The organism is Massilia timonae, from assembly GCF_001866515.1.
GTDB classification, from domain to species: domain Bacteria; phylum Pseudomonadota; class Gammaproteobacteria; order Burkholderiales; family Burkholderiaceae_D; genus Telluria; species Telluria timonae.
Genome location: NZ_JRYB01000001.1, coordinates 25,502 through 43,560, shown reverse-complemented (window position 1 = coordinate 43,560; position 18,059 = coordinate 25,502). Strand labels below are relative to the sequence as shown.

At 66.0% G+C, this 18,059-nt stretch carries 17 protein-coding genes; 12 read left to right on the top strand and 5 right to left on the bottom strand.

The features are described from left to right. Positions 1 to 3 precede the first annotated feature (3 nt). From cmk to cysM, 9 genes are all read left to right on the top strand, one after another. A complete protein-coding gene (gene cmk, locus LO55_RS00205; RefSeq protein WP_005668991.1) occupies positions 4 to 666 on the top strand; it encodes a (d)CMP kinase in 663 nt (220 codons plus the stop codon). Positions 667 to 988: 322 nt separating this feature from the next. Further along, positions 989 to 2,692, top strand: a complete 1,704-nt coding sequence (gene rpsA, locus LO55_RS00200; protein ID WP_081589962.1) for a 30S ribosomal protein S1 — start codon at positions 989 to 991, stop codon at positions 2,690 to 2,692. A 24-nt stretch (positions 2,693 to 2,716) separates the two neighbouring features. Then, on the top strand, positions 2,717 to 3,022 hold the full coding sequence (locus LO55_RS00195; protein WP_005668997.1) for an integration host factor subunit beta: 306 nt from the start codon (positions 2,717 to 2,719) through the stop codon (positions 3,020 to 3,022). Between the two features lie 155 nt (positions 3,023 to 3,177). After that, positions 3,178 to 3,495 (top strand): LapA family protein, encoded by a 318-nt coding sequence (locus LO55_RS00190; protein WP_071359980.1) that lies wholly within the window; start codon positions 3,178 to 3,180, stop codon positions 3,493 to 3,495. Between the two features lie 21 nt (positions 3,496 to 3,516). Further along, entirely contained in the window at positions 3,517 to 4,692 is a 1,176-nt protein-coding gene (lapB, locus tag LO55_RS00185) for a lipopolysaccharide assembly protein LapB (RefSeq protein WP_005669000.1), read from the top strand. A gap of 5 nt (positions 4,693 to 4,697) precedes the next feature. Next, positions 4,698 to 5,675, top strand: a complete 978-nt coding sequence (gene rfaE1 / locus LO55_RS00180; protein WP_071359979.1) for a D-glycero-beta-D-manno-heptose-7-phosphate kinase — start codon at positions 4,698 to 4,700, stop codon at positions 5,673 to 5,675. Between the two features lie 109 nt (positions 5,676 to 5,784). Further along, complete coding sequence (locus LO55_RS00175) at positions 5,785 to 6,126, top strand: ComEA family DNA-binding protein (RefSeq protein WP_071359978.1); 342 nt, start codon at positions 5,785 to 5,787, stop codon at positions 6,124 to 6,126. Positions 6,127 to 6,225: 99 nt separating this feature from the next. Next, a complete protein-coding gene (locus tag LO55_RS00170; protein ID WP_177185486.1) occupies positions 6,226 to 7,599 on the top strand; it encodes a M20/M25/M40 family metallo-hydrolase in 1,374 nt (457 codons plus the stop codon). Positions 7,600 to 7,728: 129 nt separating this feature from the next. After that, the gene (cysM, locus tag LO55_RS00165) at positions 7,729 to 8,631 is read left to right on the top strand and encodes a cysteine synthase CysM (RefSeq protein ID WP_005669006.1); all 903 of its coding nucleotides are present in this window, start codon (positions 7,729 to 7,731) and stop codon (positions 8,629 to 8,631) included. Positions 8,632 to 8,864: 233 nt separating this feature from the next. On the opposite strand, the gene LO55_RS00160 is transcribed toward cysM, so the two are convergent. The 5 genes from LO55_RS00160 to LO55_RS00140 all read right to left on the bottom strand — a co-directional run bounded on the left by LO55_RS00160 (position 8,865) and on the right by LO55_RS00140 (position 14,681). Beyond that, the gene (locus LO55_RS00160) at positions 8,865 to 9,203 is read right to left on the bottom strand and encodes a hypothetical protein (protein WP_005669009.1); all 339 of its coding nucleotides are present in this window, start codon (positions 9,201 to 9,203) and stop codon (positions 8,865 to 8,867) included. A 453-nt stretch (positions 9,204 to 9,656) separates the two neighbouring features. Then, the gene (gene mltB, locus LO55_RS00155; protein WP_071359976.1) at positions 9,657 to 10,742 is read right to left on the bottom strand and encodes a lytic murein transglycosylase B; all 1,086 of its coding nucleotides are present in this window, start codon (positions 10,740 to 10,742) and stop codon (positions 9,657 to 9,659) included. Continuing rightward, positions 10,739 to 12,733 carry a transglutaminase TgpA family protein gene (locus LO55_RS00150; protein ID WP_071359975.1) on the bottom strand — a complete coding sequence of 665 codons (1,995 nt, stop codon included), beginning with the start codon at positions 12,731 to 12,733 and terminating at the stop codon, positions 10,739 to 10,741. The genes mltB and LO55_RS00150 overlap by 4 nt, the downstream gene beginning before the upstream one ends. Beyond that, positions 12,730 to 13,761 (bottom strand): DUF58 domain-containing protein, encoded by a 1,032-nt coding sequence (locus LO55_RS00145; RefSeq protein ID WP_071359974.1) that lies wholly within the window; start codon positions 13,759 to 13,761, stop codon positions 12,730 to 12,732. The genes LO55_RS00150 and LO55_RS00145 overlap by 4 nt, the downstream gene beginning before the upstream one ends. After that, positions 13,761 to 14,681: an AAA family ATPase gene (locus LO55_RS00140; RefSeq protein WP_005669016.1), complete on the bottom strand. Its 921-nt coding sequence runs from the start codon at positions 14,679 to 14,681 to the stop codon at positions 13,761 to 13,763. Before LO55_RS00140 ends, LO55_RS00145 begins: the two co-directional genes overlap by 1 nt. A 201-nt stretch (positions 14,682 to 14,882) precedes the next feature. Between LO55_RS00140 and LO55_RS00135 the strand changes: the two genes are divergently transcribed. The 3 genes from LO55_RS00135 to LO55_RS00125 all read left to right on the top strand — a co-directional run bounded on the left by LO55_RS00135 (position 14,883) and on the right by LO55_RS00125 (position 18,017). Then, the gene (locus LO55_RS00135) at positions 14,883 to 15,815 is read left to right on the top strand and encodes a histone deacetylase family protein (protein WP_005669018.1); all 933 of its coding nucleotides are present in this window, start codon (positions 14,883 to 14,885) and stop codon (positions 15,813 to 15,815) included. 123 nt (positions 15,816 to 15,938) lie between these two features. Then, entirely contained in the window at positions 15,939 to 16,811 is an 873-nt protein-coding gene (locus LO55_RS00130; RefSeq protein ID WP_071359973.1) for a hypothetical protein, read from the top strand. A 9-nt stretch (positions 16,812 to 16,820) separates the two neighbouring features. Further along, positions 16,821 to 18,017 (top strand): hypothetical protein, encoded by a 1,197-nt coding sequence (locus LO55_RS00125; protein WP_071359972.1) that lies wholly within the window; start codon positions 16,821 to 16,823, stop codon positions 18,015 to 18,017. The last annotated feature ends 42 nt before the right edge of the window (positions 18,018 to 18,059 follow it).

The following is an 18,059-nucleotide window of genomic DNA, read 5'->3' as shown; positions in this document are numbered from 1 at the left end:
CGCATGCCGAATTCGAACGTTCCAGTCATCACCATCGACGGCCCCACCGCATCCGGCAAGGGGACGGTCGCCAGCCGGGTCGCCGAGCGCCTCAGTTTTCATTTGCTCGATTCGGGCGCCCTGTACCGCCTGACGGCGCTGCAGGCGCTGCGGCGCGAGGTCGAGCTGCGCGACGAGCACGCGATCGCCAAGCTGGCCGAGCACCTGCCGGCGCGCTTCCAGGGAGAGCATATCTACCTGGCGCAAGAAGAAGTGACGCACGCGATCCGGGCCGAAGAGGTGGGCAATATGGCGTCGAAGATCGCGGCGCTGCCGACCGTGCGCCAGGCGCTGTTCGGGCTGCAACTGGGCTTTCGCCAGACGCCGGGCCTGGTGGCCGACGGGCGCGATATGGGGACCGTGATCTTCCCGACCGCCAAGCTGAAGGTGTTCTTGACCGCAAGTGTTGAGGCCCGTGCGCAACGCCGGTATAAGCAATTGATTGACAAAGGGTTTTCTGCTAATATGAACGACCTCCTGGCAGATTTGCAGGCAAGAGACGAGCGCGACACCAATCGCGCGGTCGCTCCCCTGGCCCCGGCAAGCGATGCGCATCTGCTGGACACGTCCGAAATGGGCGTTGATCAGGCAGTGGACCAGGTGTTGGCCTGGTACGCGCAAAAGTAATCAAGAAGAGTTTTTTAAAGACTTTGAATGGCGTTGATGGTGTTTTCGACGATCGGCTGCAATAGCGGCCGGTAGTCGTCAGCACCTGAACGTCATTCCCGCGCAGGCGGGAATCCAAGTTCGATGCATACCGTTGGCTCGAGTCATCGCCGTGGTAGGCAAGCAAACTTGGGTCCTCGCCTGCGCGGGGACGACGGCTTCACGGCCGCCGTCCTTTGGTGCTTGCAACAGATTTTTTACCGTTGCAGGCGTGTTTTAACCCTAACCCAGTTCAGTCCGCATATTGCCGGCCTGCTGGCTAACATGAAATAACACTCCTTTTATGTCTACTGCAACCCAAGATACCGGTATGGAAAGCTTCGCAGCCCTCTTCGAGGAATCGCTGTCGCGTCAAGACATGCGTTCGGGCGAAGTCATTTCGGCTGAAGTCGTGCGCCTGGATCACAACTTCGTGATCGTCAACGCCGGCCTGAAGTCGGAAGCGTTCATCCCAGTTGAAGAATTCAAGAACGACCAGGGCGAACTGGAAGTTCAGATCGGCGATTTCGTTTCCGTGGCTATCGAGTCGCTGGAAAACGGCTTCGGCGACACCATCCTGTCGCGCGACAAGGCCAAGCGCCTGGCATCGTGGCTGGCACTGGAAAAAGCGATGGAATCGGGCGAAATCGTCACCGGTACCGTCAACGGTAAAGTCAAAGGCGGCCTGACCGTCCTGACCAACGGCATCCGCGCCTTCCTGCCGGGTTCGCTGGTTGACACCCGTCCAGTCAAGGACACCACCCCATTCGAAGGCAAGACCCTCGAATTCAAGGTCATCAAGCTGGACCGCAAGCGTAACAACGTCGTGCTGTCGCGTCGCGCCGTCATCGAAGCATCGATGGGCGAAGAGCGCGCGAAGCTGATGGAAACCCTGAAAGAAGGCACCGTGGTTACCGGCGTCGTCAAGAACATCACCGACTACGGTGCGTTCGTCGACCTGGGCGGCATCGACGGCCTGCTGCACATCACCGACCTGGCATGGCGTCGCGTGCGTCACCCGTCGGAAGTTCTGTCGGTTGGCCAAGAGATCACCGCTAAGGTCCTCAAGTACGATCAAGAGAAGAACCGCGTTTCGCTGGGCGTCAAGCAACTGGGCGACGATCCATGGACCGGTCTGTCGCGTCGTTACCCACAAGGCACCCGCCTGTTCGGTAAAGTCACCAACCTGACCGACTACGGCGCGTTCGTCGAAGTGGAACAAGGCATCGAAGGCCTGGTCCACGTGTCGGAAATGGACTGGACCAACAAGAACGTGGCTCCAAACAAGGTTGTCCAGCTGGGCGACGAAGTGGAAGTCATGGTCCTGGAAATCGACGAAGAGCGTCGCCGTATCTCGCTGGGCATGAAGCAGTGCAAGGCGAACCCATGGGACGACTTCGGCATGACCCACAAGAAGGGCGACAAGGTCAAGGGTTCGATCAAGTCGATCACCGACTTCGGCGTCTTCATCGGCCTGCCAGGCAACATCGATGGCCTGGTCCACCTGTCGGACCTGTCGTGGACCGAAGCCGGCGAAGAAGCCGTGCGTCGCTTCAAGAAGGGTGATGAGCTGGAAGCCGTCGTCCTGGCAATCGACGTCGAGCGCGAGCGTGTTTCGCTGGGCGTGAAGCAGCTGGAAGGCGACCCGTTCAACACCTACTCGTCGCTGAACGACAAGGGTTCGCTGGTCACCGGCACCGTGAAATCGGTTGAGCCAAAAGGCGCCGTGATCTCGCTGAGCGATGAAGTCGAAGGCTACCTGCGCGCTTCGGAAATCTCGCGTGACCGCGTGGAAGACGCCGGCACCCACCTGAAAGTGGGCGACAAGGTCGAAGCCCTGGTCATCAACATCGATCGCAAGGCTCGCAGCATCCAGCTGTCGATCAAGGCGAAAGACAGCGCCGACACCCAGGAAGCGATGAGCAAACTGGCGAACGACAACAGCGCAGCTTCGGGCACCACCAGCCTGGGCGCACTGCTGAAGGCCAAGTTCGACAACAAGAACTAATCAGGAATTTCCTGAGGAGCTGCGATGACCAAATCCGAGCTGATCAACCGTCTGGCTGAGCGTTATTCCCAGCTGGTGGCGAAGGATGCGGAATTCGCTGTCAAGACCATCCTCGATGCGATGACCAACGCCCTGGCGACCGGGCAGCGCATCGAGATCCGTGGTTTCGGCAGCTTTTCGCTGAACAGCCGTCCCCCGCGCATCGGACGCAATCCGAAGTCCGGCGACAAGGTGATGGTGCCCGAAAAACGGGTGCCGCACTTCAAGCCGGGCAAGCAGTTGCGCGAGCGGGTGGATGCGATGGTCGGGCAACCGATCATCAACGATTGAGTCGCCCTGCAGTCCCGAAAAACGGCATCCGCGAGGATGCCGTTTTTTTTCGCCGGTCTGCGATTGGCTTCCAGCCCACGCCCGGTGTCATTTTGAAATATCATGGCGAATATGCGACACTTCGCCCTCACACCATTCTCCAGCGGAACCTGCTGATGAAATTCGTCTCGACCATCGTCGGAATCGTCCTGTTCATCCTCTTCTTCGGCTTCGCCCTGAAGAACACTCAGGAAGTCGACCTGCATTTCTTCCTGCAATATGAATTGCGCGGCCCGCTGGTGCTGATGCTGCTGGCCTTCTTCGTGGCCGGCGCCGCCTTCGGCATCCTGGCGCTGGCTCCGACCGTGTTCCGCCAGCGCCGCGAGAAATGGCTGAACAAGATCACCATCCAGTCCCTGCAAAGCGCCGCCGGCACCGGCAACGCAGCGCCGACGCCGGACAGCGTGACCCCGCCGCCCGCACCGCGGCCCTGAACAATAAGAAAACTAGAATCCATGGAATTTGAACTCTGGATGCTGCTTGGCATCCCATTCTTTTTTGGCCTGGGCTGGCTTGCCGCCCGGGTCGACATCAACGAACTCGTCTCCGAATCGCGTACCTTGCCGCGCGGTTACTTCAAGGGCCTCAACCACCTGCTGAACGACCAGCCCGACAAAGCCATCGATTCCTTCATCGAGATCGTCAAGCTCGACCCCGAATCGGCCGACATGCACTTTGCCCTCGGCAACCTGTTCCGCCGCCGTGGCGAAACCGAGCGCGCGATCCGGGTGCACCAGAACCTGCTGGCGCGGCCCGACCTGCCGGCGGAGGACAAGGCGCACGCACAGTACGAACTCGGCATCGATTACCTGAAGGCCGGCCTGCTGGACCGCGCCGAGGAAACCTTCAACCAGCTGGTCGACACCTCGTATGCGGTCAAGGCGCGCCGCTCGCTGCTCGAGATCTACCAGCGCGAGAAGGAATGGAAGCGCGCCATCGCCGCCGCCGAAGGCCTGCAGGATTCGGGCGCCGGATCGCGCCAGAAGGAAATCGCCCAGTTCTATTGCGAACTGGCCCAGGACGCGCTGGTGCACACGGCGCCGAGCGACGCCATGCAATTGCTCGACAAGGCGCTGGAAGCCGACCGCCACAGCGTGCGCGCCACCATCCTGCGCGGCGACGCGCTGCTGGCCCAGGGCGACGTCGAAGAGGCGCTCAAGACCTGGCGCCGCGTCGAGCAGCAGAGCGTGCCGCACGTGGCGCTGGTGGCTGCCCGCCTGATGGATGGCTACCGCAAGGTGGGCCGCCCGCAGGAAGGCGTCAACCTGCTCAAATCGTATTTGGCCGAGGCCTCGTCGATCGACCTGATCGAAGTCGTGTTCAAGGCCGTCATCGAGCTCGATGGCGTGCAGGCGGCCAAGGAACTGGTGGTCGAAGAGCTGCGCCGCAATCCAACCCTGCTGGGCCTGGATAAACTGCTGGAAGCGCGCCTGATGGATGCGCCGGCGAATATCTGGGAAGAGCTGTCGATGGTCAAGAACCTGGTGCAGCGCTATACGCAGAAGCTGGCGCGCTACCAGTGCAGCCACTGCGGCTTCAAGGCGCGCCAGTTCTACTGGCATTGCCCGGGGTGCAACCGCTGGGATTCCTACCCGCCGCGCCGCACCGAAGAACTGAACGTCATGAACTGAGCACCATGAACAACCCGACCCCGAGCCGCCTGCTGGCGGCCGACGACTTCCGCCAGCAGGCGGCCCCGCAACTGTCTTCCGTGCGCCTGCTGGTGGTGGGCGACGTCATGCTCGACCGCTACTGGTTCGGCGACGTCTCGCGCATCTCGCCCGAGGCCCCGGTGCCGGTGGTGCGCATCGAGAAGCGCGAAGAACGCCTGGGCGGCGCCGCCAACGTGGCGCGCAATGCCGCCGCGCTCGGCGCCCACACGGGCCTGCTGGGCGTGGCCGGCGCCGACGAGGCGGGCGACCAGATGGAACAATTGCTGCATGATGGCGGCATCCACAGCTACCTGAAGCGCGACGAGGCGATCTCGACCATCATCAAGCTGCGCGTGATCGGCCGCCAGCAGCAGATGGTGCGCATCGACTTCGAGGATGCGCCGACCGAGAACGTCCTGCGCGACAAGCTCACCCAATTCAAGGCGCTGCTGCCGGACTACGACGTGATCGTCCTGTCCGACTACAACAAGGGCGCCCTGGTCAACGTGGCCGAGATGATCGCGCTGGCGCGCGCCGCCGGCAAGATCGTGCTGGTCGACCCGAAGGGAGACGACTTCACGCCGTACCGGGGGGCGAGCATCCTGACCCCGAACCGCTCCGAGCTGCAGCGCGTGGTGGGGGGCTGGAAGACCGAAGAGCAATTGCTCGAGAAGGCGCAGAAGCTGCGCGAGGAACTGAGCCTGGACGCACTGCTGCTGACCCGCTCCGAAGAAGGCATGAGCCTGTTCACCAGGGACGAGGTGCTGCACGTGCATGCCGATGCGCGCGAAGTGTTCGACGTCTCGGGCGCCGGCGACACCGTGATCGCCACGCTTGCCACCATGCTCGGCACCGGCGCGCCGCTGGCCGAGGCCCTGGTCACCGCCAACCGCGCCGGCGGCATCGTGGTGGGCAAGCTGGGCACCGCTACCGTGACGCGCGAGGAGTTGTTTCCCGCCTGACGCTTGATCGCGCTCAGTCCCCGGGCCCCAACAATAGCCGGGGTCATCCGTCTAAGTGAACACCGGCGGCGCCCCGCCGTCGGGAGCATTCACTTACGGAGAACATGCAATGATCAAGAATCTGATGCTGGCGGTCGCCGCGCTGGTCGCCTCGGCTGGGTTTGCTTTCGCCCAGGTCGACGTCAACAAGGCCGATGCCGCGGCGCTCGATGGCGTGAAGGGCGTGGGGCCGAGCATGTCCAAGGCCATCCTGGACGAGCGCGCCAAGGGCGAGTTCAAGGACTGGGCCGACCTGCAGGGACGGGTCAAGGGCCTGGGTGACAAGAAGGCGGCCAAGCTGTCCGAGGCCGGCCTGGTGGTCAACGGCAAGGGCAAGGAAGGCGCCGCGGCCAAGCCGGTCGCGAAGGACGCCAAGCCAAGCCAGACGGCCGACGCCAAGGCAGCCCTGTGATCGCCAGATGACATGTATTGACTGACATTCCCGCGGCTGCGTGGCAAGATGTGCAAGCTCATCTGTTACAGCTTGCACATCAATACCAGAAAGGTCATCATGCCTCACGCCCGTGTTTCCACCGCCTTGCTGGCGGCCCTGCTGGCCGCGTCCGCGACGGCTTCTGCCGCCACCCCGGCCCAGCCGAACATCACCGCCCAGCAAGCCCAAATCAATAAGATCCTGGGCGAAATTTCGCAGCAGCGTATCGAAAGCCATATCCGCAAGCTGGTCAGCTTCGGCACCCGCCACACGATGTCGGAAACCGAATCGAATACGCGCGGCATCGGCGCCGCGCGCCGCTGGATCAAGGCCGAGCTGGAGCGTTGCGGCGCCGGCACCCCGTTGCAGGTTGCGTTCGACAGCCATGTGGCGCCGGTCTCGGCGCGCATCTCGAAGCCGACCGAGATCGTCAACGTGGTCGCGACCCTGCCGGGCACGCAGGCCGCCTCGAAGGACCGCATGTACGTCGTGAGCGGCCACTACGACTCGCGCGCCTCGGACGTGATGGACTTCACCTCGGATGCGCCGGGCGCCAACGACGACGCCTCGGGCACCGCCGCCATCATGGAACTGGCGTGCGTGATGGCCAAGTACAAGTTCGACGCCACGCTCGTGTTCATGGCCGTCGCGGCCGAGGAACAGGGCCTGATCGGCGCGCGCCACTGGGCGACCCAGGCGCGCGAGAAGGGCTGGAACGTGGCCGGCATGTTCACCAACGACATCATCGGCAGTTCGCGCGGCGACGACGGCAAGGTCGACGACAAATCGGTGCGCCTGTTTGCCCAGAGCATCCCGGCGACCAAGGAAATGAGCGAGGCCGTGCGCCAGCTGGTGGCGACCGGCGGCGAGAACGATTCGATCTCGCGCCAGCTCGCGCGCCACACCAAGGAGCAGGGCGAGCGCTACGTGAAGGGCTTCAAGGTGTCCGTCATCCAGCGCCACGACCGCTACCTGCGCGGTGGCGACCACATGCCGTTCCTGGAGCAGGGCTATGCCGCGCTGCGCTTCACCGAGCCGGCCGAGAACTTCGACCACCAGCACCAGGACCTGCGCACCGAGAACGGCAAGGTGTATGGCGACACGCTCGACCACGTCGACTTCCGCTATGTGGCCAACGTGACCAGGGTGAATGGCGCCGCCATGGCGTCGCTGGCGCTGGCGCCATCCGCGCCGCAGGAAGTCAAACTGCGCACCGCCGGGCTCACCAACGATTCGACCCTGGTGTGGAAGGCCAATCTTGAGCCTGACCTGGCCGGCTACCGCCTCGTGTGGCGCGACACGACCAGCGCCAACTGGGAAGGCTCGAAGTGGGTCGGCAACGTCACGGAAGCAACCGTGGACCTGTCGAAGGACAATGTGTTCTTTGGCGTGCAGGCGGTCGACAAGGACGGCAACGTCAGCCCGGCGACCTACCCGCTGCCGCTGCGCTGAACCGGCGTACGCCACGCTTCCTCGCCCTGTCGGAAGATGTCCGGCAGGGTATGTTGGAACCATGCGCAAACGCCGTATTGCTTCTCGGATTAAAATGGCGCTTTGGTATCGCAAGGAATAGAGAAAGCAATGGCTTACAAGACCATCGAAGCCACGATCGGCAACACGCCGCTCGTGCAGCTGCAGCGCCTGCCCGGCGCCGACATCGCGGCCCGCAACAACATCATCCTGGGCAAGCTGGAAGGCAATAACCCGGCCGGCTCGGTGAAGGACCGCGCCGCCATGTCGATGCTGCGCGGCGCCGAGCTGCGCGGCCAGATCAAGCCGGGCGACACGCTGATCGAAGCGACCAGCGGCAATACCGGCATCGCGCTGGCGATGGCGGCCGCGATCCTCGGCTACAAGATGATCCTCCTGATGCCCGACAACCTGTCGGTCGAGCGCCGCCAGAGCATGGCCGCGTATGGCGCGCAAATCATCCTGACGCCGAAGTCGGGCGGCATGGAATACGCGCGCGACATGGCCGAGCAGATGCAAAAGGATGGCCAGGGCATCATCCTCGACCAGTTCGCCAACTTCGACAATCCACGCGCGCACTACGAGAGCACCGGTCCCGAAATCTGGCGCGACACCGAAGGCCGCATCACGCACTTCGTCAGCGCCATGGGCACCACCGGCACCATCATGGGCGTGTCGCGCTACCTGAAGGAACAGAACGAGGCCATCCGCATCATCGGCGCCCAGCCCGAGGAAGGCTCGTCGATCCCGGGCATCCGCAAATGGCCCGAAGCCTACCTGCCGAAGATCTACGAGGCGGCGCGCGTCGACCAGGTCGAGAGCGTGAGCCAGGCGTCCGCCGAACAGATGGCGCGCCGCTTGGCCGCCGAAGAGGGCATCTTCTGCGGCATCTCCGCCGCCGGCGCCTGCGAAGTCGCGCTGCGCATCGCCCAGACCGTGGAAAACGCGACCATCGTGTTCGTGGTCTGCGACCGCGGCGACCGCTATCTGTCGACCGGCGTCTTCCCGGCCTGAACGGCGCCGCGCAATGAAAAAGGCCGCCTGGGTGACAGGCGGCCTTGTTGTATCAGTCGCTGGGACTGCATAGACCGTTCAGTTGGCATGTCGCCGACGATATCCGGTCGTCCGCCAATGCGGCGGCTCGTACGCCCGCGCGGGCGTACGCACTACTCATCCGGCGGCGCGCAAGGCGCCGCCCATCCCGTCAGGAGAGAAGCCCGGGCGCCAACTGCCGCGCCCGCGACGACTCAGTCCTTGGCTGCCGGGACCGCGCCTTCCTTCGGCTTGAACTGCTTGTCGCTGATGCGGAACTTCGCACGGCGATCGCCCATCAGGTAGCGCAGGTCGCGGATCGACAGGTCGCTGACTTCGTGCATGCGGATCAGCAGCGAAGCGCCGACCGGCAGGCGGTGGTGGCGGATCTTCGAGATCACCGGCGGCGCCACTTCGAGGGCGCGCGACAGGGCTGCGTCGTTTTTCAGGCGCAGGTTCTCGATCAGGGTGTCGAGCAGGCGGTTCGGGTTGTACTGAAGCAGTTCATCGCCTTCCGAATCGCTGTTCATATCAATGCCGACTTGGTTAGTCATGATTCAAATTCCTATCTGGGGTTGAAACGGAGTCGCTGGCGGCGTTCGATTCCGGAAGTTTAATTTCGTAATTTTCTATTCAATTGTACAACTATTTTTATTCCGATACTCATGAGCAAGTCGGAATCATTTTTCTCACCTCGGATTTTGTTGTCTCATTGCAACAATAGCCGCAATGCAATTCTCTCACAAAGTCACTGGAGAAATATATTGTTTTTTATTTAATGACCAGTGTACGGGCATCCAGCATTTGATGCCGCACGGTACGATATTTGCTGACGAAATGGAAAGAAACAGGGGGGTATGTTGCCATCAGTGCTATTTTTGTCACGGACACAACAATGTTGTCGGCGGATACCCCTGGGGGGTATGTAGGAGAATGCCTACGAACAACGGAAGAGGAAAGCGGGAAACCTGTTACAAAGGATTACAAAATTTCCCGCCTGGAAAGACTCAGCCAGGCCGTGCCGCCCGCACGGCACGCCCCAGGTCGACGACCGACATGGCATAGAAGTAACTGCGATTGTATTTGGTGATGGCATAGAAGTTATCGTTCGCCACCCAGTATTCCGTTGCCTCGGCGCCGTTTTGCAGGTCGATCAGGCCGTACAGGCGGTCGCCCGGCAGCGCCGTCCCCGTGCTCACGCCCGCTTCGCGCAGCTCTTCCGGGCGCAGGGTGGCTTCCAGGCCGCGCCCGAGCAAGCCTTCCCAGGCGCGTGCCGGCGAGACGTCGGCCGCGAACACGGTCGGGCCGCGGTGCTCGGCATTCCAGCCATGCTGGACTAGGAAATTGGCCACGCTGCCGATCGCATCGGTGGCCGAACCGCGCAGGTCGACCCGGCCGTCGCTGTCGAAGTCGACGCCGTACTTGAGAATATTGCTCGGCATGAACTGCGGCATCCCGACCGCGCCAGCGAACGAGCCCAGCAGCGAGAACGGATCGTAGCCGCGCTCGCGCGCCAGCACCAGGGTATTGGCCAGCTCCTCGCGGAAGAAGGCCTTGCGCGCGGCCTGGTTCGGCGCTTCCGGATAGGCGAAGGCGAGCGTGGTCAGGCTGTCCAGCACGCGGAATTTGCCGGTATCGCGGCCATAGATGGTCTCGATGCCGATGATGCCGACGATGATCTCGGCCGGCACGCCATAGGCCGCCTCGGCGCGCGCCAGCGCGTCCGCGTTCTCGTTCCAGAAGCGCACGCCGGCGCGGATGCGGATCGGTTCGATGAAGCGCGCGCTATAGGCTTGCCAGTTCTTCGGCTTGCCCGGCGGCGCCGGCTTGACCAGCTGCACGGCGCGGTCGATGAAACGGACCTGGCCGAACAGGGTATGCAGCGCCTCGCGCTCGAAGCCGTGCTGCGTGACCATCTCTTCGATGAACTCGCGCACCGGCAGCCATTCGACGAAGTTCACGTGTTCCGGGTCCTGGTCGGCCGCCAGCGTCATCGCGGCTTGGGTCGAGGTGGTCTGGGGAGCGGCGAGGGCATCGCCATGCGCGCCGGCGGCAAGCGCGAGCGCGGAAAACAGGATTGCGATCGATTTCATCTGACTTGCGACAATAAGCTTTTCAAGGTGGCGGTAAGCCGGGGATCGGTTGTCGGGGGCGCGTAGCGCCAGGCGCTGTAACGACGCAGGAATTCCTGCGCCGCCGCGCGCGTTTGAGGCGCCAGCTCGCTGGCGCCGGCGACCCGCGCCGCGTAGGCGCTCGGTCCTTCGTCCTGCGCGCGCGCCAGGCCCAGTTGGCCGAGACGCTTGCACAGGGTCGAGTATAGAGCATCGACCGGGTGGATTTCCCGGCGGCGGCGCAAAAAGACCAGCAGGGCGAGGCCCAGGGCAACAGACGTTAACAGAGCGATAAAAGGCCAGCCGGACAGTGTGCGCTGCAAGTCGCGCACGACGTCGCGCTGGCGCTCCGGCGTATAGTTGAGCACCCACTGGTTCCAGCCGTTGTTGACGGCGCCGACGGCATTGCGCAGCTGGGCCAGCCAGGCGTTGGCGCCGCCCTGGAACGGATTCATGCCGCGCAGCGCCTCGATGCCGAACGGCGCCGGGCGCGGCACCGAGGCGTCCAGGCCGCGTCGCACGCGCTCGGGCGCCACCGCCGCGGTCGGGTCGACCCGCTGCCAGCCGCTGCCCGCGATCCAGACTTCGGCCCAGGCGTGGGCATCGGACTGGCGCACGGTCATGAAGCCGTCGAGCGGATTGATCTCGCCGCCCTGGTAGCCGGTGACCACGCGTGCCGGCACGCCGGCCGCGCGCAGCAGGAACACGAAGGCGCCGGAATAGTGTTCGCAAAAGCCCGAGCGGGTGCCGTACAGGAATTCGTCGACCGTGTGCCGGCCCAGCAGCGGCGGCGCCAGCGTGTATTCGAAGGGCTGCTCGCGGAACTGCGCCAGCACGGCCTCGACCCGCTGCGCCGGATCGGGCAGCCGGCGCAGCGCGCGCCCGGCGGCCAGCGCGCGCGGGTTGAAGCCATACGGCAGCAGCAGCCAGCGGCGCGCGTCGTCCAGGGCCGGCCCGCCCTGGAAGGCGAACTGCAGGTGCGAGCTGGCGCGATAGCGCACCCGGCTGGAGAGCGCCTCGTTCGCGGTCAGCTCGAACTGCGGCGAGAGGCGCAGTTCGTGGCCCGCCACCTGCGGCAGCTCGCCCGGCATCTCCAGCGTAAACACCCAGCGCGACTGCGAGGGTTCCAGCGTGACCTCGTAGTCGACCGGATCGCCATGCACCGCCAGGTGCAGGTCGCGGCCGGAGGCCTGGCTGGCGCCGCGCGACCAGGTCAGGCCGTCGAAGAAGTCGAGCACCGGGCCGCGCCAGTAGAGCTGGGTCTGCACCGGGGGCGGCGTCAGGAAGCGCACGCGGAAGGCCGGCTCCTCGGACAAGGCCAGGTTCGACATCTGGCCCGGCGCCATCGTGTCGGAAAGGCCCGAGCGCGAACCGCCGCCTGAATCGCCCGGCATGGTCCATAGCGGGCCGTGGATGCGCGGGAAGACCACGAACAGCACGATCGCGATCGGCAGGGCGAAGGCCAGCATGCGCCCGGCCATCGCCAGGCGGGTGCGCAGCGGCGGCACCCTGCCTGCGAACTGGAACGAAAGTTGAGTCGCGAGCAGTAGCAGCACCGAGGCGATCGTCAACAGGGCGGTGCCGATCCCCTGGGAATAGAAGAAGTTGGTCAGCACCAGGAAGAAGCACAGGAAGATCACGACGAACAGGTCGCGCCGCGCATGCATCTCGAGCATCTTGAAGGCGACCAGCAGCACCAGCATCGCCACCCCGGCATCCTTGCCGAGCAGGGTCTCGTAGCTGAACTGCACGCCGGCCATCGCGGCCACCGCCACCGGCAGCAGCACCAGGGCCGGCGGCATGCGCTTGCCGCGCAGGGTGATCGCGGCGCGCCAGGCCAGGGTGGCGCCGCACAGCAGCGAGACCCACAGCGGCAGGTGCAGGGTATGCGGCGCCAGCACCAGCACCGCGCTGCCCAGCAGCAGCAGGGTGTCGGCCTTGTCGCGGGTGAGCGGCGTCGCCAGGAGTTTCATGCCGCTTCCCCCATGTCGTTCTCCAGCCCATGCAGCGCCAGCGCGCGCAGGCAGGCCGCCTGGTGGGCCGCGCCCAGGGCGGCGGGCAAGCGCAGCGCGCCGAGGCGGAAGGCATAGGGCAGGGCGCGGCTTTCCGCCTCCAGCACCCAGCGCGTCAGGCGCGACAGGCGCAGCTCGAGGTCGAGCGTGGCGGGCAGGGCATCGAAGTCGAGCACCAGCTGGTCGCCTCCGCCGCCCTCGAAATGCTTCGACACCAGGGCGCCGCCGATGCTGGGGTCGAGCCGGGCGATCTGGCGCCAGGCCAGCTGGCGCGGCGAATCGCCGGCCTGGTAGTTGCGCACGCCGGCGAAGTCCTCGTGGCCGGCGGCGCGCAGGCTGGCCCCGCTGCCCCCGCCCAGCGGCAGGCTCGGCGCGCCTTCCTCGGGGCGCGGATAGACCAGGGCGCGCGCGGCCGGGCGCCAGTAGCTCCAGGCGGTGAACAGGCCGAGCGGAAAGCGCGTCGACAGCTTGACCCGGGCCGGCGCCAGCCAGCCGCGCTGCAGGGTCGGCGCCGACAAGGTCAGGATCGCGTGGTTGCCGGGCGCGATGTCGGCCACGTGGCGCATATCGTCGACATTGGCGACGTCGGCGAAATCGGCCCGGATGGCGTAGCGCGCCAGCCGCGTGCGGTTGAACACCTGCAGTTCGAACTGGACTTCCTGGCCGGCGAACACGGGCGCGACCCGGCCCTGCTGCAGGGCCAGGTGCGCCAGGTTGCGGTAGGTGGCGACCATGTCGACCAGCGCGCATGACAGCGCAAGAAAGGTCAGGCCGAAGCCCAGGCCGAGCGCATAATTGACCGAGCCGATCAACAGCACCGCCAGCAGCAGGGCAAAGCCCAGGCCGGCCCGGCTCGGCAGGATGAACACGCGGCGCTGCCTGAGCACCACCTCTCCGGCGTCGAGCGTGCCGGCGCGCGGCAGCCAGGCGCCGGTCGCGCGGCGCAGCCGCCCGCGCAGCCCCCAGACCTTCTGCGCCGTCTGCCCCATCAGACCGGGACCGCCTTCTGCAGCTGCAGCACCAGGTCGCGGCTGGCCAGCGCGGTGCCGTGGGCGGCGCGCAGGGGCCGCAGGCGGTGCGCGCAGACCGGCACCAGCACGGCCTGGATGTCTTCCGGGATCACGTGGTCGCGCCCTTCCAGCGCGGCCCAGGCGCGGCCGGCCTGCAGCAGGGCGATCGCGGCGCGCGGCGATAGGCCTTCGGCGAACAGGCCGTTCTGGCGCGACGCCTGGGCCAGCGCCTGCACATAGGTGACCAGGTTGCCTGACGCGTGGATCTCGCGCAGCTGGCGCTGGGCCTGGGCCAGTTCCTCGGGCAGCATGGCCGGCTGGAGGGTCTTGAGCATGCTGCGCCGGTCTTCGCCCATCAGGAGCGCGCGCTCGGCGGCGGCGTCCGGATAACCCAGGCTCAGGCACATCAGGAAGCGGTCGAGCTGCGATTCGGGCAGCGGGAACACGCCGACCTGGTTGGCCGGGTTCTGGGTCGCGATCACGAAGAACGGCTCGGGCAGCGGCCGCGTGACGCCGTCGGCCGACACCTGGCGTTCTTCCATCGCCTCGAGCAGGCCCGACTGGGTCTTGGGCGTGGCGCGATTGATCTCGTCGGCCAGCAGCACCTGGGTGAAGATGGGTCCGGGATGGAACACGAACTCGTTCTTGTCGCGCTCGTAGACCGAGATGCCGGCCACGTCCGCCGGCAGCAGGTCGCTGGTGAACTGGACCCGGTTGAAGCGCAGGCCGAGCGAGATCGCCAGCGCATGCGCCAGCGTGGTCTTGCCCACGCCCGGCAGGTCGTCCAGCAGCAGGTGGCCGCCGGCCAGCAGGCAGGTCAGGGCCAGGCGCACCTGCTGGTCCTTGCCGACCACGACTTCGTTGACCTGGCGTGCGACGGCGTGCAATTTGTTGAACATGGATTTTCCGTGAATTGATCGATGCGTCGTTCGGCGTGCGCTTGCCATGGCAGCGGACGAGCGGGGCCGCGGCCTGCCGTGGTAGATTAGCGCCATTGGCAAGCTTCATGCCCTGGCCACTGCCAGCCGTTCCAGAAGATTCTATGCGAGAACGGCGGCGCAGGGTGTGAATGGATGAGCATAGTCGGAGACGAGAGCACCATGAGCACAGCGATTTACAGCCACCCGGACTGCCTGCGGCACGAAATGGGCAGCTGGCACCCCGAATCCCCGGCCCGCCTGCAGGCGATCGACGACCAGCTGATCCTGGCCCGGCTGGACGGGCTGATCGAGCAGCGCAGCGCGCCGCTGGCCGAGGTCGAGCAGGTCTTGCGCAACCATACGCAAGGGGCGCTGGCGCTGGTGCGCGACCACGTGCCGGCCACGCCCGGCGACTATTACCCGCTCGACGGCGACACCTCGCTCTGTCATTACAGCTACCAGGCGGCGCTGCGCGCGGCCGGCGCCGCGGTGGCCGCCACCGACGACGTCATCAAGGGCAGCGTCTCCAACGCCTTCTGCTCGGTGCGCCCGCCCGGCCACCATGCCACGCCGACCGAACCGATGGGGTTCTGCTTCTTCAACAACGTCGCGATCGCGGCGCGCCATGCGCTCGAGGCCCACGGCCTGGAGCGGGTCGCCATCGTCGATTTCGACGTACACCACGGCAACGGCACCGCCGACGCCTTCCGCGACGATCCGCGCGTGCTGATGGCCAGCTTCTTCCAGCATCCGTTCTATCCCTACAGCGAGGTCGAGCCGGTCACGGCCAACCGCGTCAACCTGCCGGTGCCCGAGCGCAGCGACGGCGAGGCGGTGCGCGCCCTGGTGCGCGAACACTGGCTGCCGGCCCTGCACGCCTTCAAGCCGCAGATGATCTTCATCTCGGCCGGCTTCGACGGCCACCGCGACGACGACATGGGCGGCATGGGCCTGGTGGAAGCCGACTATGCCTGGATCACGCGCCAGATCATGGCGGTGGCGAAGGAACATGCCGGCGGGCGCGTGGTGAGCTGCCTGGAGGGCGGCTACGACCTGTCGGCGCTGGGCCGCAGCGTGGTGGCGCACCTGAAGGTGATGGCCGACCTCGAGTAGATACGCACATCTTCGACCCGTCGTTCCCGCCCTCGCCGGGCGCCTTGGCGGGAACCCAAGGCACTCTCGCGCGCACTAACGCATAACCCGGCCGTAAGGCCAGCCCGCGTAGAGGAGACGAAGATGAAAAAGAAACACACCCTGTGTGCGCTCTGCTTGCTATCAGCCGCCGGCATCGCAGAGGCCGCCAACTACACGCTCTGGATCAACGGTCGCAACAGCGGCGGCAGTCCCGGCAACTACGCCGATTTCCGCTACTGGGGGCCGGATACCACGCCCGCCGGGGTCAACAAGAAGGCCGTCAACTGGGACGGCTACAGCAGCATCTCGTCGCAGAGCGTGCGCGTGCGCGACGCGCTCGACTGCTTCTGCACCGGCCAGAACTGGTGCTATATCGCGGCCTATAGCGCGGGCGAGCTGCTGTTGGGGTACACGCTGGCCAACTTCGGCGGCACCACGCGCGCGGTCAAGAACGCCACGGCCAATGCGGCCGGCGTTTGCGGCGACGCGGGCGGCGTGCAGGGCGGCTGGAACATCAAGTGGGTCAGGACGGCCTCGGGCGCGGCGGGCGGCTCCGAACTGGCCAATGCCGGCGCCTGGACCACCTCCGAGCCGCTGGTGCAAGACCTGCGCACCGGCACCGCGCGCGCCATGTACAACCACAACGACACCCGCAATATCTGGTTCTACCGCTACGCCGGCGCGCGCGGCACCTTGTACTCTTTCCTGCTGCCGGGCCAGGACGACGAGGTGGTGGCCTATCACAGCAGCGGCGGCGCGGCCGGCAACGCCGGCCGTTCGCTGTGCAATCCGGGCGACTGGTTCTGCGACGACCTGCGCTATGGCACCGAACCGAACCAGGGCGGCAGCGTCAAGTGGAGCTGGCACTCGGTCGCCTTCCGCGACGACGGCGAAGACTTCGATCACTACGCCGACGGCAACTGGGAGGGCATCATCGGGGTCGTGCGCCAGGCGATGGTCGATACCGCCAACTAGGGGCACAGGATGGCTTGGCGTCGGCGTTGGCGCTGGCCGGCCGCGGCGGGCGTGGGGGCCTGCATCGGCCTGGGGCTGATCGTCCTGGCGGACAAGGGCGAGGCGGTGCCCGACGCGGCGCAGGCGCCGCAGTCCGCGCCTCCCATTGCCGAGGCGCGGCCCGTCGCGCCCCGGCTTGAAGACCGCGCCGTGCGCCGGCGCCAGCTGGTCGAACAGGTGCGCCTGACCGATCACACCTATTGCAGCTACCTGGCGCATTCGCGCTATCCGCACGATTCGCGGCCGGCCGGCCACCATTCCGACCAGCTGTACCCGAACCAGCCGCTGCTCGAGACCAATCCGATGCGGGCGGAGGGCGGCGACAGCCACCCCGAGGTCCAGCTGCAGACCGCGCAGTCGCGGGTCTACCTGGCGGCCGGCGAAGAGGCCCGCTTCTCGCTGCGCGCGGTGGATGGGGGCGGCCAGCCGCTGCCGCTGGTCGTCACGCGCGCACTGGCCCAGGGCATGACCTATGGGCCGAGCCGCCCGGCGCCGCAGGTCGCCGTGCCGTTCGCTGAACAAGGCGGCGCCTGGCAGGGGACACTCGCGCCGGCGCAAACGGCGCTGGCGGGTTTTCACGGCACCATCCGGCTCGAGGTGCGCTACCAGGCCGGCGGCCGCGCAGGCTTCGTGCTGTTCGACGTCATGTATTCGCCGCAGTCGCCGGCCACCTGGAGCGGGGCGCCGCGCGAGGCGGTCGACGGTGGCGCGCTGCAGTTCGCGCTGCCGCTGGAGGTGCGCCTGCCAGGGCGCTACGTGGTCACGGGCCGCGTCGACGATGCGGACGGCCGGCCGTTCGCGCTGGCCACCTTCAACGAGGTGCTGGGGCAGGGCGCGCAGCAGGTGCGGCTCAGGGTGTACGGCAAGCTGCTGCACGATGGCGCGCCGCGCCTGCCGCTGCTGCTGCGCGACGTCGAGGGCTATCTGCTGCGCGAAAATGTCGATCCCGACCGCCTGCTGTTGCCGCGCCTGGAGGGCAAGGTGTTTGCCAGCCGCACCCGTTCGCTGGCCGGCGTGCCGGATGCCGAGTGGCAGAGCGAGGAACGCAGCCGCTACCTGGCCGAGTACGCGAAAGACCGCGCCGCGGCCCGTACGCGGCTGGCGCATTTCGATCCGCAGGCGCCGCTGCCGCCAGCCGACTGCCGGATGGACAGGGTGGTTCAGTAGGGCAGCAGGGGCAATTGCTCGACCATCGCCGACACCACGATG

Excerpts from the sequence above, each read along its gene's own strand:
- cmk (WP_005668991.1), top strand. The coding sequence starts at position 4 with ATGCCGAATTCGAACGTTCCAGTCATCACCATCGACGGCCCCACCGCA.
- rpsA (WP_081589962.1), top strand. The coding sequence starts at position 989 with ATGTCTACTGCAACCCAAGATACCGGTATGGAAAGCTTCGCAGCCCTC.
- LO55_RS00195 (WP_005668997.1), top strand. The coding sequence starts at position 2,717 with ATGACCAAATCCGAGCTGATCAACCGTCTGGCTGAGCGTTATTCCCAG.
- LO55_RS00190 (WP_071359980.1), top strand. The coding sequence starts at position 3,178 with ATGAAATTCGTCTCGACCATCGTCGGAATCGTCCTGTTCATCCTCTTC.
- lapB (WP_005669000.1), top strand. The coding sequence starts at position 3,517 with ATGGAATTTGAACTCTGGATGCTGCTTGGCATCCCATTCTTTTTTGGC.
- rfaE1 (WP_071359979.1), top strand. The coding sequence starts at position 4,698 with ATGAACAACCCGACCCCGAGCCGCCTGCTGGCGGCCGACGACTTCCGC.
- LO55_RS00175 (WP_071359978.1), top strand. The coding sequence starts at position 5,785 with ATGATCAAGAATCTGATGCTGGCGGTCGCCGCGCTGGTCGCCTCGGCT.
- LO55_RS00170 (WP_177185486.1), top strand. The coding sequence starts at position 6,226 with ATGCCTCACGCCCGTGTTTCCACCGCCTTGCTGGCGGCCCTGCTGGCC.
- cysM (WP_005669006.1), top strand. The coding sequence starts at position 7,729 with ATGGCTTACAAGACCATCGAAGCCACGATCGGCAACACGCCGCTCGTG.
- LO55_RS00160 (WP_005669009.1), bottom strand. The coding sequence starts at position 9,203 with ATGACTAACCAAGTCGGCATTGATATGAACAGCGATTCGGAAGGCGAT.
- mltB (WP_071359976.1), bottom strand. The coding sequence starts at position 10,742 with ATGAAATCGATCGCAATCCTGTTTTCCGCGCTCGCGCTTGCCGCCGGC.
- LO55_RS00150 (WP_071359975.1), bottom strand. The coding sequence starts at position 12,733 with ATGAAACTCCTGGCGACGCCGCTCACCCGCGACAAGGCCGACACCCTG.
- LO55_RS00145 (WP_071359974.1), bottom strand. The coding sequence starts at position 13,761 with ATGGGGCAGACGGCGCAGAAGGTCTGGGGGCTGCGCGGGCGGCTGCGC.
- LO55_RS00140 (WP_005669016.1), bottom strand. The coding sequence starts at position 14,681 with ATGTTCAACAAATTGCACGCCGTCGCACGCCAGGTCAACGAAGTCGTG.
- LO55_RS00135 (WP_005669018.1), top strand. The coding sequence starts at position 14,883 with ATGAGCACAGCGATTTACAGCCACCCGGACTGCCTGCGGCACGAAATG.
- LO55_RS00130 (WP_071359973.1), top strand. The coding sequence starts at position 15,939 with ATGAAAAAGAAACACACCCTGTGTGCGCTCTGCTTGCTATCAGCCGCC.
- LO55_RS00125 (WP_071359972.1), top strand. The coding sequence starts at position 16,821 with ATGGCTTGGCGTCGGCGTTGGCGCTGGCCGGCCGCGGCGGGCGTGGGG.